Source organism: Roseibium sp. MMSF_3544 (genome assembly GCF_030732845.1).
GTDB lineage: Bacteria > Pseudomonadota > Alphaproteobacteria > Rhizobiales > Stappiaceae > Roseibium.
Genome location: NZ_JASHKA010000025.1, coordinates 41,292 through 55,930 on the forward strand (window position 1 = coordinate 41,292; position 14,639 = coordinate 55,930).

Below are 14,639 nucleotides of genomic sequence, written 5' to 3' on the forward strand. Positions count from 1 at the left end.
TGTGTTGAATGATTTCGGCCGCAAGCCTAGATTTTTCTGCAGTCGCAGCAATTCCCTTGCAGGGAATAGAACGCAAGGTCACGGATCTGAACATGAACGTGCACAGCCAGGCATTCGGAAACTCCCTTAAATCATTGCGCGCCGAACGCGGTCTCAGCCAGACCGCCCTCGCCGACCGGCTCGGGTCAACCCAGCGCCATATCTCTTTTTTGGAAACCGGCCGTGCGCAGCCGTCGCGCTACATGATCCAGCGGATTGAACGCGAGCTCGCCCTGCCCGTCAGCCGCAGCCAAGTGCTTTACGAGACGGCGGGGCTTGCCGGCCCTTACAAGTGCCGGGCGGAAGATGCGCCGGACATCCAGGACGCGCTCAACCTGATCGAAACACGGATCCTTGCAAACTGGCCCTTCGCGGCATTTGTGCTCGACAAGCGCTGGACGATCCTGCGGAGTAATACACCCGGCAAGCAGTTTCTGGCGGGCTTTGTCGGCGATCAGAACGAACCGCCCAACCTCTTCCGGATTTTCCTGTCACCCGCGTTCCGGCAGCGGATTTTGAACTGGAATGAAGCAGCGCCGGTCTTTGCCTCCCGGCTTTATCGGGAGGCGGCGGAAGATCCCGACCTTGCCGACCTTCTGGAACAGGCCCACGCAAGCGGTCTGCTCGATGGCCTCGACGAGACCTTTCGGGAGGACGTACCCGTTTTTGTACCGATTGAGGTGCTCGGTCCGGATGGATCGAAGCTCCGGGTGACATCTATGCTCGGACAACTCGTGTCCGTGCAAGATGCCGTTATCGAAGGCATGACGATCGAAATGATGGTGCCGATGGATGTGGAGACGGAGAGTTGCCTGTTGAAGTCGGCAGGCCAGTCCGCAGACCTTACTGCAGCCGAATAGGAGGGAGCCTTGAGACTGTTCGCCGGATTGTTCGCTTTCTTATTCCTTGCAATCACAATTCCTCCTGGCGAGGCGGCTTCGTCCTCCTTACCCGTCAACGTCTGGTCAGGTGAGCCGACAAAACCGCAAAACGGTCTGCCGGACGGACACTATGCGCTGTATCGGGACGACGGCCAGACAGTCGCGGCCTGGTATGGATCGCCCACACGCCGCTATCGTCACGGCATCCTGGGTGATGCCATCGAGGCCGGCTCCCTGCATGTCGCCGTCAAGAACGGCAGCACTTACGAGCTTACGCTTCCTGAAAACGAAGTCTTCGAAGACCGGACCCCAAGGATCATGGATCTCGACGGTGACGGCGCGGTAGAGATCATCACGATCCGGGCCTACCTTGACGCGGGCGCGAGCGTCGCGATCTTCGGTTTGCGAGACGGCAGGCTCGTGGAACTGGCAGCGACGGCTCCGATCGGCATTCCGAACAGATGGTTGAACATTGCCGGGATTGCCGACTACGCGGGCCGCGGCAAGCCGCAGATAGCCTACGTTGAAACACCGCATATCGGCGGGACGCTTTACTTCGTTGAATGGCAGGGTCGATCACTGGCGCCGATAGCCTCCGTTGCCGGCTTTTCGAACCACAAGATCGGGGCCCGGGAGCAAGCCCTTTCCGCAGATCTCGACTTTAACGGCGACGGCAAGACCGACATCGTTGTCCCCTCCAACGACCGGCGGACGCTGCGCGTGATCGGCTTGCGCAATGGCCGTGCTGAAGAACTCCATCGGGCAACATTCCGGTCGCCGGTCAAGTCTGCAAAACGGTCCGGTAATTCTTCCTCGACCGGTTGCGTCCAGATGCTTCTGGAAGACCGTAAAGTCGCGGAGGTCTGCCCATCCGGGTAACTCTGCCTTGCCGCCAGTCCTACCCGGTTTGCTCGGGGCTTCGCTCAAGCTGCGTTGCCAGAATCCGGTTGATGTTCACTTCGATCCAGTCGGCAAAGTCTCTGACCTTGAGCGCAACTTCGCGCCCGATGGGCGTCAAGCTGTAGTCGACATGAGGTGGAACAACGGGATGCGAAAACCGGTCGACAAACCCGTCGGCTTCCAGCGTCTGGAGCGTTTGCGCCAGCATTTTTTCACTCACCCCTCCGACAGTCCGCCTGAGATCTGAAAATCGATGGTCTCGCTCAAGGAGCGCAATCAGCACCAGAACGCCCCATCGGCTGGTCAGATGCTTCAGGATTTCTCTGGAGGGACAGTTCTGGTTGAACAGCTCTCCGCGCCGCAGCATGTCGGACAGTCTGTGGCCGTCCGGCTCTTGCAGCATGGCCCCTGAAGGCGGGCTTTCCGGCGATTTGTGATGCTTTGAAGAGGTCATAAACTCAGATCTTCCAAAACTAACCTTTTTGTACGTACTAACAAAAAGTAAGTTTTGAGTCTACATCAGCCGCATCGGATCAAATCCATCACCGACAACGAGGAGAATTGCCATGATTGCGGTCACCGGTGCGAACGGACAATTGGGCCGGCTCGTATTGAAACATCTCGCAGGCCTTACAAACACACCGGTTCGTGCGCTGGTTCGCTCACCTGAAAAAGCGCTGGACCTTTCGTCCGATCAGGTCAGCATCGCACAGTTCGACTATAACTACCCTGCGGGGCTTCCGAAGGCTCTTGAGGGTGTCGAGCGTTTGCTGCTGATTTCCGGTTCTGAAGTCGGTCAACGTGTCGGTCAGCACAAGGCAGTCATCGATGCGGCAAAGGCCGCCGGGGTCAAGTTCATCGCATACACCAGTCTGCTCAATGTGCCGTCTTCCAGCCTCATCCTCGGCGCTGAGCACATCGAAACGGAACAACTGCTAATCGACAGCGGAATTCCTCATGCCGTGCTTCGCAACGGTTGGTACTTGGAAAACTATGCCGGAACGGTTGCCGCAGCCCTTGAACACGGCGCTGTTGTTGGCGCAAGCGCAAGTGGCCGGATTTCCGTTGCAGGCCGGGAAGATTACGCCGAGGCCGCCGCCCGGATCATTGCCGGTGATGACCTTTCGACGCGTTCAATCGAGCTTGCCGGGGATGGGGCAATCACCTTGACCGATCTTGCGGAAGAGATCTCGCTGCAGAGTGGCAGGACCATCCCGTTTCAGAACCTGTCTGAAGCAGATTACGCGGGCATGCTGACCGGCGCCGGGTTGCCCGAGGGCTTCGCAAAAGCACTTGCTGATGCCGATCGCGGGGCGGCAAACGGCGAACTCTTCAACGCATCGACAGCGCTGCGGGGCATCCTTGGCCATCCGACGAAAAGCTTAAGTTCTTTTGTCGCCGAAGCGCTCACACCAACGAAGACCAGCGCCTGACTTTTCGACATCCATGTTCCGTAAAAAAGGGCGGAGGCTTTCGCGAGCCTCCGCCGATTCATTCAAAACGTGAGTGATACACTTCAAGGATATTTGTTGGTCCCGTTGCACGTGAGCTGATAGGCAGAGATTGGCAGCCAGTTTGAAAGCCTTGAAATGCCTCCTAAGCCCGCGTCAGATCCATTCACACAAGACGGCCCTTATGCCTGGTTCCGGCTGGCGATCTCGATTTTGCTAAGCACAATCGGCGGTGCGGGCATGTGGGTGGTTGTCATTGTGCTGCCGGACGTCCAGGCCGACTTCGGCGTCGACCGCGCGGGAGCGTCCATACCGTATACAGCGACCATGGCCGGGTTCGCGGTCGGCAACTACATTCTCGGGCGCTTCGTTGACAGGTACGGGATCGTGCCGCCCGTGATCGCATCTGCATTGTTTCTGGCAGCCGGGTTTTCGCTGGCGGCGGTCAGCCGCGACATCTGGCTGTTTACACTTGCTCAGGGCGTGTTGATCGGCCTTGGAACAGCGGCAACATTCGGCCCGCTGGTGGCCGATGTATCGCACTGGTTCTTGAAACGCCGCGGTCTCGCGGTCGCCTGTGCCGCATCCGGCAACTATCTTGCCGGTGTCCTCTGGCCCTCTTTCGTGAAGTGGAGCCTGTTGACCAATGACTGGCGCGAAACCTACCTGTTGATCGCGGCAATATGCGTGATCACTATGGTTCCGCTGGCGCTGATCCTGAGACGTCCTCCACCGGAGGCAGCTCTTGCCGCGCAGCCTGCAGCTCTGGCCTTCGGGCAACAATCTACCGGACTGTCACCGACAGCGCTGCAAATCCTTCTGGTGATCGCCGGGCTCGGATGCTGTGTGGCCATGTCGATGCCGCAGGTCCACATCGTCGCTTATTGCGTTGATCTCGGCTACGGAATTGCGCCCGGAGCAGACATGATCGCGTTGATGACGGGCGCGGGCGTGGTCAGCCGTCTTGTGTCCGGTTTCCTGGCCGACAAGATCGGCGGCGTCAGGACGCTCCTGATCGGGTCGGTTCTCCAGTGCGCAGCGCTGTTCTTGTACATACCCTTCAATGGCCTGGCATCGCTCTATCTGGTTTCTCTGATCTTCGGCCTTTCGCAAGGCGGTATCGTGCCGAGCTATGCCGTGATCGTGCGGGAATACCTGCCCGCAAAAGAAGCCGGCCAGCGGGTCGGACTGGTCATGATGTCGACAATCCTCGGCATGGCGCTCGGCGGCTGGCTGTCGGGTCTGATTTACGATCTGACAGGGTCCTATCAGGCAGCGTTCCTGAACGGCATTGCCTGGAACTTCCTGAACATGGCCGTCATGATTTTCATTCTGTTCAGCGGCCGCCGCGCTCGGCCCGCGACCGCAGCAGGAAGATGAAGAAGACGCCGCCGATCAGGCCGGTCACGATGCCGATCGGCATGTCTTCCGGAGCCATAAGCGTCCGCGCCAAAATGTCCGCCCAGATCAGGAAGATCGCCCCCAGTAGCAGACTGGCGGGCAGCACACGCGTGTAGTTGCCTCCGACCAGAAATCTGGCGATATGCGGGATCATGAGACCGACGAACCCGATGATCCCGGAAAAAGCCACCATGACCCCGGTGATCAGCGCGCCGACCACAAATACGGCCAGCCGGAAGCGCGCGACAGGAATGCCAAGCGTGGACGCTGTTTCATCACCGATCGTCATGGCATTGAGATCGGCCGCCTTGGCCAACAGATAAGGCACGGTCAGGACGAGGATGCCCAGAGGAAACAAGAGATGGTTCCACTGCGCCAGACCGAGCCCGCCCAACATCCAGAAGACAACTGTATGGGTCGCACGCGGGTCGCCGAGGAAAATCAGAATGTTCGCAAAGGACATGATGATGAAGGAGACTGCGACACCTGCCAGCACCAGCCTGTCAGCGCTGGTTGCCGAGGCGAAATGGGTGATGCCGAGAACCACAAGCGTTGCCACGAGTGCTCCTGCAAAAGCCATCAATGGGACTGTCAGCAGTCCGAGGAAAAGACCGGTGTGCAAAAGAGCCAGAATGGCACCCGCAGCACCACCGGACGAAATCCCCAACAGATGAGGATCGGCCAGCGGGTTGCGTGTCACCGACTGCAGCGCCGCCCCGACGATAGCGAGACCTGCGCCGACAAATCCGGCGAGCAAAGTGCGCGGAAGGCGAATGTCCCAGACAATCGCCTCCCTGCCCTTGGACCAGTTAACTTCAACAGCTCCTGGGACAATCTTGTTTGCAACGACCCCGAAAACCGTGCCGGCGGGAACGGAAATCGCACCGACGGACACGGCCACCACGACAGACACGATGAGAACCAGACCACCTGTCAGCAACATGAAGCCGAAGCCCCAGTTCGACGAACGGTTGCCAATTCCACGAACGCTGACTTGCGTGCTCTTTTCGTGCGGCCGTTGCAACAAGGTTCACTCTCCCCAGAAGGCTTCTGCGAGCTTCTTGACAGCCTTGATGTTGCGCGGTCCCGGTGTTGCTTCCACGTATTCAAGAGTGACGAACCTGTCGTTCTTGACCGCGTCGATCTCCGCCAGCGCCGGATTTTGCCTCATGAAATCGCGCTTCTGTTCCGCGGTAACGTTGCCGTAGTTCACGATCACCACGAATTCCGGGTCTTTTTCGACGACGGTTTCCCAGTCAATCTTGGCCCAGCTCTTGTCGAAATCATCGAGAACGTTGACGCCACCTGCTGCCTCGATCAGAGCTGTCGGCATCGCGTAGCGACCTGCTGTGAAGGGCTTGTCCTCACCACTGTCATAGACAAACACACGCAGTGGGTCGTCACCGGTTTTCAAAGCGGATTTGTAGCTTTCAAGGTCAGCCTTATAGCCTTCAACCAGGTCCTTCGCCCGGTCCTCAACCTCGAAGATCCTACCGAGGTTGAGCAGGTCGTTGTACATGTCCGCCATGGAAACCTTCGGCTTTTCGCCGATGTGAATGCAGGACTCGGTCAGCTCATAGACCTTGATGCCGAAGGGTTCCAGGGTTTCCGGCGTCACTTCGCCGCCCACCTTCATGCCGTAGTTCCAGCCGGCAAAGTAAAAGTCCGCATCGGCTCCGATCAGAACTTCCTTGGTGGGATATTTCGCGGACAGCTCGGGCAGCTCGGCAACGCCGTCGCGCATTTCCTCATCCAATGTCTTCCAGCCTGAAATCCCGGTATAGCCAACCATGTGATCCCGCAGGCCAAGAACAAGCATCATTTCTGTCAGATTGACGTCGTTGGATATGGCCGCCTTGGGCGGTGCGTCGAACGACACTTCTCGGTCGCAACTTTGAACGGTCGTTTCTGCAAGAGCGGATCCTGCAAAAAGTGAGGCCGCAAGGCCAAGGGCGATGTGTTTCATGAAACTCTCCAGTGTCTAAAGATGGAAGGTAAGGTGCGGTTGTTCGCTCGGCGCGAGCTGTTCAAGATGCGCCTGGACGGAGTAGGCCTTCTCGATATGCGACGGTGTCAGCACGTCTTCAGGTTCCCCGAAGGCGACCATTGCGCCCCGGTGGAGCAGCAGCACACGATCGCAGACGCGGCCCGCGAGATTAAGGTCATGCAGGCTCGTGACGATGGTGATGTTGAGGCTGCTGATCAGAGCAACAATCTCCAATTGATGCCGGATATCGAGATGATTGGTCGGCTCATCCAGAACGAGCAGTTGCGGCTCCTGTGCCAGGGCGCGTGCCACCATGACCCGCTGGCGCTCACCTCCTGACAACGTTCCAAAGGATCGCGCAGCAAGCGGCAACAGTCCCATTCGGTCCAGTGCACCTTCCGTGATTTCCAGGTCACGGTTGCCGTTACCGGCAAAGCCGGACCCGTGCGGGCGCCGTCCGAGTGCGACGATCTCCCAAACGGTCAGAGCAAAATCAGTCGGCTGCTCCTGCAAAACGGCAGCAACTTTTCTCGCCGCTGATCTTGCAGACATTTTCCAGATATCCTCACCGTCCAGGAGGATCGAACCGGTGCTTGGTTTGTGGAACCGGTAGAGAAGACGCAGCAGCGTGGACTTGCCGGCACCATTTGCCCCGGCCAATCCCAGAACCTGTCCGGCCGGAAGGTCAAAGCTTGCCGGATGCAGGATCGTTTCGCCCTGCCCGGCTTTCCAGCTGGCCTGCCTGACCGAAAGCGTCGCGCCGCTCATGAGACGGCTGCCTCGTTCGCTTCCGCGACGATAATCGCCGCGGGAATGCGAGCCAAAGCTGTCCGGCTGAGCTTGCCGGGTCGATCGCCGGAGTTGCACCAGCCGTCATCGAGTTCCCTGTATTGCAGGGCAAACGCGACCAGATCGTCTATGTCCGCTTCCGGATCAATATCACCGAAGAGATATGTCGCCTTCGCATTCGCACGATAGGCGACCGTGCAAGGACGGGAACAGCCAGCCATACATGCGATGCCCGAAACTTCGAAGTCGTCCCCTGTCAATGGCAAGGCGGTTTTCAAGGCTTCCTGCAAGGTTTTGATCAGCTGGTAACCCGGCCGGCAATTCGTGCCTTTGTGGCGGCATGAAGTGCAGACAAAGATCTTGTGTGTTTCAGCGCTCATCCGGCAGCCCCCGGCGTTTGCGTTCCAATCCACCCATATGGTTCGCTTCGCCCCTCGAAATTGGTCCGGCACTTAGGTCCGGACTTTCTGCAGCCCCCGACAGATTGGAGGAATTCGATTTTTGTAATGTTATTACATTACATTTCTTGTTCGATGCAACACCCGGCATGGTGCCGTTCGGGCACATCGCTCGCGCAGCACGCTCGCTAAGGCTCCTGGCTTTGGCTAAAAAAAGAGGAGTAAATTCAGTCTGTTCGTCTTGTATCCGGTTCATATCGCCCTCCGCGATTGCGCGGGGCGTTGAAGAACCGAATGTCGAACTGTGTCAGCTTATGCCGATTTGCCATCTCATCCGCTCCTCCGGAACACCCCGTCCGGGTTGAAGTTGAAAGTGCAATGGCAGGTCTCCTGACTTGCGGGTCATCGCTAGCCTGATCCTTCCCGGGGGCATTCCCAGTGGCGCTTTCAGGTTCGCTTACCGCTCACAGTTGCGGGGGCAGTCACGGATTTGGTGCCTTCTGGCTACGCCTCACCGTGTTCCCTTTTAATCTCGATCCGGCTCCGGATTCGAGAACCATCTCATCTTGTGTGACGAAATCGAGGTCGATTGTCAACGGAGTTTCAGTCACCCCTTTCGTTGGAGCGCGGACCGGGCCCTTAACGCACCGGCAGGCATATACCTGTCGCAGCGCTCACTCTTCGCCGTTATGCAGTGACCCTTCCGGATCTGCGCTGCTCCTCAAGAAATGGAGCGAGAAGTTCCACCTGAGCGCGGCCCAAAGAACCGTATGCCTTGCCCGTTTCGCCAAAGAGCCAGATCAAACGCTCACACACATTCATCGCATTGAGCAGATGCTCCCTGTCTTGCGGCTTCAGGAGATGTTCACCCTGGAGATAGGCAAGCCTGATCGTGTTGATGCCGTTCCCTTCCTTGGACGTCAGTCTCAACAGAACCTCAATGTCATGTTCATCGCGCCGCCGTGCCACCGAAATCAGGACAGCAAGAATGGCGTCCAACCCTTCGACCACCGAATCCGAAAAAGAGAGGTCCGGCCTTTTCCGGCGCAAACAGGCGAGCTCGGCACCAAGTTCTTCAAGGGCATCGCGCATTGCCCCGATGGCGTAGTGAACCCGCATGAGCATGTCGATACGCTCGTAGTCCTCGATGCTCAGTGAGCGCCGGGAGGCAGCGTCGTTCAGCGCCTCAAGAATGACTTTTCTCAACAATTCAGCTGCGTCGAGATGTTCTCGCAATTTCTTGACGTCGCGACTTTGTCGCAACGCTTCAAATCCGGTCGAGATCAGGTCGAGCAATCGTTTGGTTTCAAGGTCCACCAGCCGAAGCGCAATGGCAGGCTGGTCAGGTGCTGAAGAAGCGAGATACTTGGCTTTTGCTCCGAGTTCCGAGCGCGTCTCGGGACTGATCTTTCTGAGAAGACTGGCAGTCGGTCCGAGCAGAACCAGGAACAAGGGAACGGGAAATGCGTTAAAGAACGCGTAGGCCAATGCTGCTTGCGTGCCAGCATTTTCGCTCAGCGCCGATACGAAGGCGATCACCAACGGCGCCCCGGTGAACAGCTCTACGTAAAACAGCGGCACCAATATCAGTGCGGCAACCAGATTGAATCCGAACTTGTAAAGTGCCACCTGCCGCTGCACCCCGGACAGGTTTGCCGAGAGCACCATCATCAGCAGCGACCCGCCGATATTCGCGCCATAAACGAACATGACGCCGTCTTGAAGCCCCATCAGCCCTGACTGAAGAAACACAATCATGACAGCCGTTACGGCGACCGAAGATTGCGCAAAGAAGGTTAGAGCTGCACCGGCGAAAAACGCCAACAAGGGAGATCCTGCGGACGATTCCACGAAACGCGCGAACCAGTCGGTCGCCTCCAGCTGCGACGCTCCGTCCCGCATGATCTGCATGCCGAGAAAAAGCAGTCCCACGCTGATTGCAGCCCCGGTGACACGCTCCCGGTTTTGTGCACTGAAGGCATAGAGCAAACCTGCCACGCCGATCAGCAGCAAGACGGCAATGCGAATATCCATGGTCAGAAAGAGAACGACCAGCCCTGCCCCGACATTTGCACCCAGAACGACGGGTTGCGCCTGCTTCAGTGTCATCATGCCTGCACGCACAAGACCGACAAGCAGGAAAACAAGCGCGGATCCGCTCTGTGTCATGACAATCATGACCGCGCCGACGAGCATTGCAGCCGGCGTGGTCGAAGTGAGCTTTGCGATGCGCTGCCTCAGCCGTTGATCGGCCAGGCGCTTGAGATTGACGCAAAGAAAATGCATGGCGAAGAAAAACAGGCCAAGCCCCGCAAACATCGTTGCGGCGATCTGAAAACCATCCTGTGTCAGCGGACTTCTCCGCGTGCACTAATTTCGTCGCTGTGGATTTCCAGGATCGAAACGAACCCGGACACTTCAAAAACTTCCCGGGTCCGGCCCGACAGTCCGAAAAGGCAGAGTCTGTCAGCACCACCGCTCAGCCGCTTGGCGACAGCAAGCAGTACACCAAGTGCTGCTCCTGCAAGAAAGGTCACTCTTTGCATGTCGATCAGGAGTTTGACCGGCGTGCTGTCGATCAGGCTGAAAAGAAGTTCTTCAAACTCTGGAATTGTTTCTTTATCCATTCGGCCAGTGGGCCTGAGTATGCAAATGTCATTTTCCTTATAAATTTCAAAATTCATTCCGGATCTCCAAAAGGACAGCTGAATAGCCGGGAGAGTCGTCTTTATAGTTATAAATTCAGGATCGCTTCATCAGACCGGAAAAAACAATTGGCTCGATTTCAGCGACGGTTTTTGTTGCTATTCAATAATCAATAAGTATCTGGTTATTCGAGGGTCTCCTAAAATTGAGATCCTCGATTCACGTAGCGTAATCTATTCAATTTCCGTTGTCATCCATTATCTCCACCAGACCTTCAGAGGTCAAAAAGTGACACCTGTCGGACTTGTTCTGGGTTCGAACCGGCCATGCTGGTAAACTGTCTGCGGAGAAGGAACGTGGAGTAAAGACAAATGTCGGGACAGCAAAACAGAGGCGGTTTTTCAGGACCGCTCCAGACGGTCTTTCAGGATTTCATGTTCGACTGGGTGTTTGAACCGAAGAAAAGCCCGCAGGAAGTCATGGACACCTATTTCACGCCTGACTTTTCAGCGGAAATCGACGGGCACCGCCTGTCGCGCGATGTGTTTCAAAGCCGCATCAACCGGATGCGGGAAGACGCGGACGTCGAGGAACAGGACTTCGTGGAGATGATGGAGGATGGCGACAGGCTCTTCAGTATGCATTACACGCGCGGCAAGTCGCTGGTCACCGGCCAGAAGTTCGAAACGCGTGCCATTGCTTTCTTTAATTTCGAAGGCAAACGGATCAAGAAAGCGTACTTGAACAGCGTCACGCATGGCGATCCGCGCGATGCGGATTTCGCGTCACGAAGCTAAGGCGAATTCTCAGCCGCTATTGGCAGCCAGAAAGCCGGATAGAAGCTCGGCGCATTCGCTTGGATGCGTGCTGATCAGAAAGTGGCTTGCGCCTTCGACCACTTCCTGACGTGACTTTGGCAGGCCCTCGTCGAGCACGCCGCTGATCACCACCATTGCCGGGTTGGCAAGTCCACCACGCACGATCAGGACAGGTATGCCCAAGCGCGAGAGATCTTGTCGCGTGAGCGTAAATCCGAAGCAGGTGTGCCAGTCCAACACGTTTGCAGCCGCCGTTTGCCTGCAATAGTCCTGAACACTCTCAGGAAGCGCTGCAAACGAGCCGGTGCCACCCCAGAAGTCGATAATGCGCGCAGCCGCATCCCGCTCGCCTGCGTCATGTGCCTCTTCAAAGTCGGCCGCCATGCGCTGAACGCTTTCATACAGGTCGATGTCACCATGCTCGCGCATGAGATTGAGTGGATTGGCCTCGAAGGTCGCGAGACTGCGCACATCGATCCGGCCGCTTAATGCCGCCGCCAGCGCAACCGTCCCGCCGAAGGAATGCCCGACGAGATGAATTGGCGAACCGATCCTTTGAGCAGCCATTTCGATCACGGCCACTTCGTGCGCGATATCAAAATCGTCGCCACTTCGCGTTTCTGAAGTTTCCCCATACCCGCAAATACTGGTGCCGATGCAGCGATACCCATCGGGCAGACATTTCTGCATGGACCGCCAGGCAACGGACGTGCTGAAAGAACCCGGCACGAAGAGAACCGGGGCTCCGGATCCAGTTTCGTAATACTCAATTTTCCGGTCAGGACTGTCGGTCACATGGGCACCGCTAACTTATGAAAAAAACTACCGAAAACTCCGGGATACGGTTGATTTTCAAGCGCCGTCATATGCTTGGCGCTGTTCTCAGGTTTCGTTTCAAGCCTACCACAATCTCATTTGGCTAGCTGTTCCGTGAACCGGGCCCCACGCGCTCAGCGCCGCTCCGCTCCTGCTTGGCGATCAGGCTCGGCAGCAGCAAGAGGTCGCCGAGAAGAGCCGCCAGGAAGGTTACGATGAGCAACATGCCGAACAGCTTCACCGTGAAAAATGCGCTCGCAAGCGTGACCGCGAGCCCGGAGCAGATCAGGACGGTTGTGATGATCATCGCCTGGCCGGTTTCGGCGATCGTCGCTTCCAGAGCCTGTTGCTGTGTGTCCTGTTTCTTCTTTTCCAACGAATACCGATTGATGAAATGAATTGAGTTATCGACCGCTATTCCAAAGGCGATCGTCACTGCCAGCAGCGCTGCCGGTGTCAACTGACCTTCATTGATGATGTGAAGGGCCGCGATCGCAATGGCGACCGGCAGGAGATTGGGCAACAGCAATATGCGAACAAGACCGAAGGAACGGTAGTAGGCGGCAATGACCAGCACCGTTGCCAGACAGGCCGCAGCAAGACCGAATGCATGTTGCCTGACAAGATCCAGCGTGTCGTAGCGCATGATCATCGGCTGCCCGACAATGGCGGCATTCGATGCACCCCTCACAGCCTCTTCCAGCGTGTCCTGCGCTGCGAGCATCCGCCTGTCAAACATCGGCTCCGGAACGAGCGTCATGACCCGCGCGATCTTCCCGTCAGGAGACAGGAAAACGTCTTTTGTATCCGACGGCCAGTTCTCGATGTCCTCGCGCGAAGGCAGGCGATCCGGGCGATCGAGCCACTTGGCCAGCGACACAAGCGACAGGTTGGTGGCGTGAGGCGACGCCGTTTCGATGACGCTGACCAAGTTAACCAAACGCTGCCAGTCGTCGGGTGCTTCAAACCCCTGTTCATTTTGCGCCTCGAGCTCGAACCACAGCGGGTAAAAACCTCCGAAATCCTTTGTGATCACCTCGTTGACGTTCCTCATCGCACTGGTCGCGGGCAAGTTGTCGTCCATCTTGAACCAGGGTTCGACCGTGATCAGTCCAATGACAGCGGCGACGGAAATCAGGTAGCTGAGTAACCTGATGGCGCGGGATTTCGTCGCAATCAGAGAGATAAGGCTTGGCGGCAAGGCAAATCGGATAGAAATGCGTTGTCCAGCTTCAAGTGGCCAAAGTCTGGGCGCCAGCAGACAGAAAACGGCCATGGCGACAACATACCCGACAAGCACCGACGCAGCCCCGAGCAGTGCCATTTCTCTTGTTTGCGCATTGTCGGTCATTGCGATCATGAAAAAGGCAATCGATGTCGTGACGCCCGTCAGCGCACAGGCAGGTCCGACTTCCAGGTAGGTCTTTCGGACGCGTTCCATCGTCCCGCTGACACCCGTCCTGTTTTGCATGTTCAAGATCAGATGGACAGCATCTGCGAGCGCCAACACCATCACCAACAGCGGAATTGCGTTGTTCAAAACAGTGATTTTCAATCCGAGGAGAAAGAACAATGCCAGCGAGAAATAGGCAGCGCAAAACGCCGGAACAACAGTCAAGGCTACCAGCCGCAGATTGCCGAGCACCAGCCAGGCAACAACCAGGGCAACAACCGCAGCAGCGGAGTTGAACACAAGCAAATCCGTCTGAAGCGCCCGGACCATTTCCGGGCCGATCGTCTGGGCACCTGTCACGTCGATGCTGTAACCGCCCAATGATGCCCGGTCAGCGACTTGCCTGAATTCAGACAGGAGACCATCCGTAAAGCCACCCCGAAGTCCGATGGCAAAGAGCGCCGTTCTCCTGTCGGGCGAGAGTGCGAGCCGGGGCTGAAGTCCAAGGTTTTCATAGGCGGCTGCCCTCTCCTCAATCGCATCCAGGTCCAGTTCAAAAGGCAAAACCGGTTCGTCCGGGTAGATCTGATGCCAAGAAGGAAACCTGGCAGATGCAACAGAAACGACGGTAGCGACCTCTTCGATAAGCGCGAAGTCAAACTGCATTTCCTGAAGCGCACCGTAGCCGTCCGCATCAAAGGGCTCGGGTGAACGGACAACGACAAGAATTGGGGGCGAGACCCCTTCATTGGATTGCAAGAAGTCGAAATAAGCCTCGGCATGTCCGCTGCCTGACGAAAAGCTCGCCGTGATATCGTCTTCAAATCGAAGCTGCAGGACGGAAACAAACATCAGCCCGGACAGGACCAGAAGCACGAAAAGAGACAGGAGCGGCCGCGACAGAGTAAAAAGTCCTGGCCACAACAAAACCCGCACTGCCCCCTCCTTTATCGCCTAAAACAGCCCGCACCCATGATGCTATGTTTCAAAATTCGCCAAGTATATGCACGCCTCACGTAAAGTGATGCTACAGTTTGTCAGAATTCATGGAGTATAAAAGGCTATCTGCATGACATTTCTGCCATAGCCACGCTTTTCTTGAACGGTTTTTAACAGAGGC

At 57.0% G+C, this 14,639-nt stretch carries 14 protein-coding genes and 1 riboswitch; of the genes, 5 read left to right on the plus strand and 9 right to left on the minus strand.

Annotation, left to right across the window (positions count from 1 at the left end; genetic code table 11):
- Positions 1–92 precede the first annotated feature (92 nt).
- A complete protein-coding gene (locus tag RBB47_RS25855) occupies positions 93–899 on the plus strand; it encodes a helix-turn-helix domain-containing protein (protein WP_305988799.1) in 807 nt (268 codons plus the stop codon).
- Between the two features lie 9 nt (positions 900–908).
- Complete coding sequence (locus tag RBB47_RS25860) at positions 909–1,799, plus strand: hypothetical protein (protein WP_305988800.1); 891 nt, start codon at positions 909–911, stop codon at positions 1,797–1,799.
- Between the two features lie 19 nt (positions 1,800–1,818).
- On the opposite strand, the gene RBB47_RS25865 is transcribed toward RBB47_RS25860, so the two are convergent.
- A complete protein-coding gene (locus RBB47_RS25865) occupies positions 1,819–2,223 on the minus strand; it encodes a helix-turn-helix domain-containing protein (protein ID WP_305988836.1) in 405 nt (134 codons plus the stop codon).
- Between the two features lie 163 nt (positions 2,224–2,386).
- On the opposite strand from RBB47_RS25865, the gene RBB47_RS25870 reads away from it, so the two are divergent.
- Together RBB47_RS25870 and RBB47_RS25875 are read left to right on the plus strand one after the other, a co-directional pair.
- The gene (locus tag RBB47_RS25870; RefSeq protein WP_305988801.1) at positions 2,387–3,253 is read left to right on the plus strand and encodes an SDR family oxidoreductase; all 867 of its coding nucleotides are present in this window, start codon (positions 2,387–2,389) and stop codon (positions 3,251–3,253) included.
- 156 nt (positions 3,254–3,409) lie between these two features.
- Entirely contained in the window at positions 3,410–4,651 is a 1,242-nt protein-coding gene (locus RBB47_RS25875; protein WP_305988802.1) for an MFS transporter, read from the plus strand.
- Here the strand turns inward: RBB47_RS25875 and RBB47_RS25880 are convergent.
- The 6 genes from RBB47_RS25880 to RBB47_RS25905 all read right to left on the minus strand — a co-directional run bounded on the left by RBB47_RS25880 (position 4,608) and on the right by RBB47_RS25905 (position 10,530).
- On the minus strand, positions 4,608–5,615 hold the full coding sequence (locus RBB47_RS25880; protein WP_305988837.1) for an iron ABC transporter permease: 1,008 nt from the start codon (positions 5,613–5,615) through the stop codon (positions 4,608–4,610). The two genes, RBB47_RS25875 and RBB47_RS25880, sit on opposite strands and share 44 nt — an antisense overlap.
- Before the next feature lie 87 nt (positions 5,616–5,702).
- On the minus strand, positions 5,703–6,638 hold the full coding sequence (locus RBB47_RS25885; RefSeq protein WP_305988803.1) for an ABC transporter substrate-binding protein: 936 nt from the start codon (positions 6,636–6,638) through the stop codon (positions 5,703–5,705).
- Positions 6,639–6,653: 15 nt separating this feature from the next.
- Positions 6,654–7,427, minus strand: a complete 774-nt coding sequence (locus tag RBB47_RS25890; RefSeq protein WP_305988804.1) for an ABC transporter ATP-binding protein — start codon at positions 7,425–7,427, stop codon at positions 6,654–6,656.
- A complete protein-coding gene (locus RBB47_RS25895) occupies positions 7,424–7,828 on the minus strand; it encodes a DUF1636 domain-containing protein (RefSeq protein WP_305988805.1) in 405 nt (134 codons plus the stop codon). The genes RBB47_RS25890 and RBB47_RS25895 overlap by 4 nt, the downstream gene beginning before the upstream one ends.
- 380 nt (positions 7,829–8,208) lie before the next feature.
- Positions 8,209–8,422, minus strand: a riboswitch (cobalamin riboswitch).
- 111 nt (positions 8,423–8,533) lie between these two features.
- The gene (locus RBB47_RS25900) at positions 8,534–10,165 is read right to left on the minus strand and encodes a Na/Pi cotransporter family protein (RefSeq protein WP_305988806.1); all 1,632 of its coding nucleotides are present in this window, start codon (positions 10,163–10,165) and stop codon (positions 8,534–8,536) included.
- A 29-nt stretch (positions 10,166–10,194) separates the two neighbouring features.
- A complete protein-coding gene (locus RBB47_RS25905) occupies positions 10,195–10,530 on the minus strand; it encodes an STAS domain-containing protein (RefSeq protein ID WP_305988807.1) in 336 nt (111 codons plus the stop codon).
- A 333-nt stretch (positions 10,531–10,863) separates the two neighbouring features.
- On the opposite strand from RBB47_RS25905, the gene RBB47_RS25910 reads away from it, so the two are divergent.
- The gene (locus RBB47_RS25910; protein ID WP_305988808.1) at positions 10,864–11,289 is read left to right on the plus strand and encodes a nuclear transport factor 2 family protein; all 426 of its coding nucleotides are present in this window, start codon (positions 10,864–10,866) and stop codon (positions 11,287–11,289) included.
- Between the two features lie 9 nt (positions 11,290–11,298).
- Here the strand turns inward: RBB47_RS25910 and RBB47_RS25915 are convergent, their stop codons facing one another.
- Together RBB47_RS25915 and RBB47_RS25920 are read right to left on the minus strand one after the other, a co-directional pair.
- Complete coding sequence (locus RBB47_RS25915) at positions 11,299–12,105, minus strand: alpha/beta fold hydrolase (protein WP_305988809.1); 807 nt, start codon at positions 12,103–12,105, stop codon at positions 11,299–11,301.
- 124 nt (positions 12,106–12,229) lie between these two features.
- Entirely contained in the window at positions 12,230–14,455 is a 2,226-nt protein-coding gene (locus RBB47_RS25920) for an RND family transporter (protein WP_305988810.1), read from the minus strand.
- Positions 14,456–14,639 lie beyond the last annotated feature (184 nt).

Coding starts and splice junctions, on each gene's coding strand:
- RBB47_RS25865 (WP_305988836.1), bottom strand. CDS start 2,223: ATGCTGCAAGAGCCGGACGGCCACAGACTGTCCGACATGCTGCGGCGC.
- RBB47_RS25900 (WP_305988806.1), bottom strand. CDS start 10,165: ATGTTTGCGGGGCTTGGCCTGTTTTTCTTCGCCATGCATTTTCTTTGC.
- RBB47_RS25885 (WP_305988803.1), bottom strand. CDS start 6,638: ATGAAACACATCGCCCTTGGCCTTGCGGCCTCACTTTTTGCAGGATCC.
- RBB47_RS25905 (WP_305988807.1), bottom strand. CDS start 10,530: ATGAATTTTGAAATTTATAAGGAAAATGACATTTGCATACTCAGGCCC.
- RBB47_RS25890 (WP_305988804.1), bottom strand. CDS start 7,427: ATGAGCGGCGCGACGCTTTCGGTCAGGCAGGCCAGCTGGAAAGCCGGG.
- RBB47_RS25910 (WP_305988808.1), top strand. CDS start 10,864: ATGTCGGGACAGCAAAACAGAGGCGGTTTTTCAGGACCGCTCCAGACG.
- RBB47_RS25875 (WP_305988802.1), top strand. CDS start 3,410: ATGCCTCCTAAGCCCGCGTCAGATCCATTCACACAAGACGGCCCTTAT.
- RBB47_RS25895 (WP_305988805.1), bottom strand. CDS start 7,828: ATGAGCGCTGAAACACACAAGATCTTTGTCTGCACTTCATGCCGCCAC.
- RBB47_RS25855 (WP_305988799.1), top strand. CDS start 93: ATGAACGTGCACAGCCAGGCATTCGGAAACTCCCTTAAATCATTGCGC.
- RBB47_RS25880 (WP_305988837.1), bottom strand. CDS start 5,615: ATGTTGCTGACAGGTGGTCTGGTTCTCATCGTGTCTGTCGTGGTGGCC.
- RBB47_RS25870 (WP_305988801.1), top strand. CDS start 2,387: ATGATTGCGGTCACCGGTGCGAACGGACAATTGGGCCGGCTCGTATTG.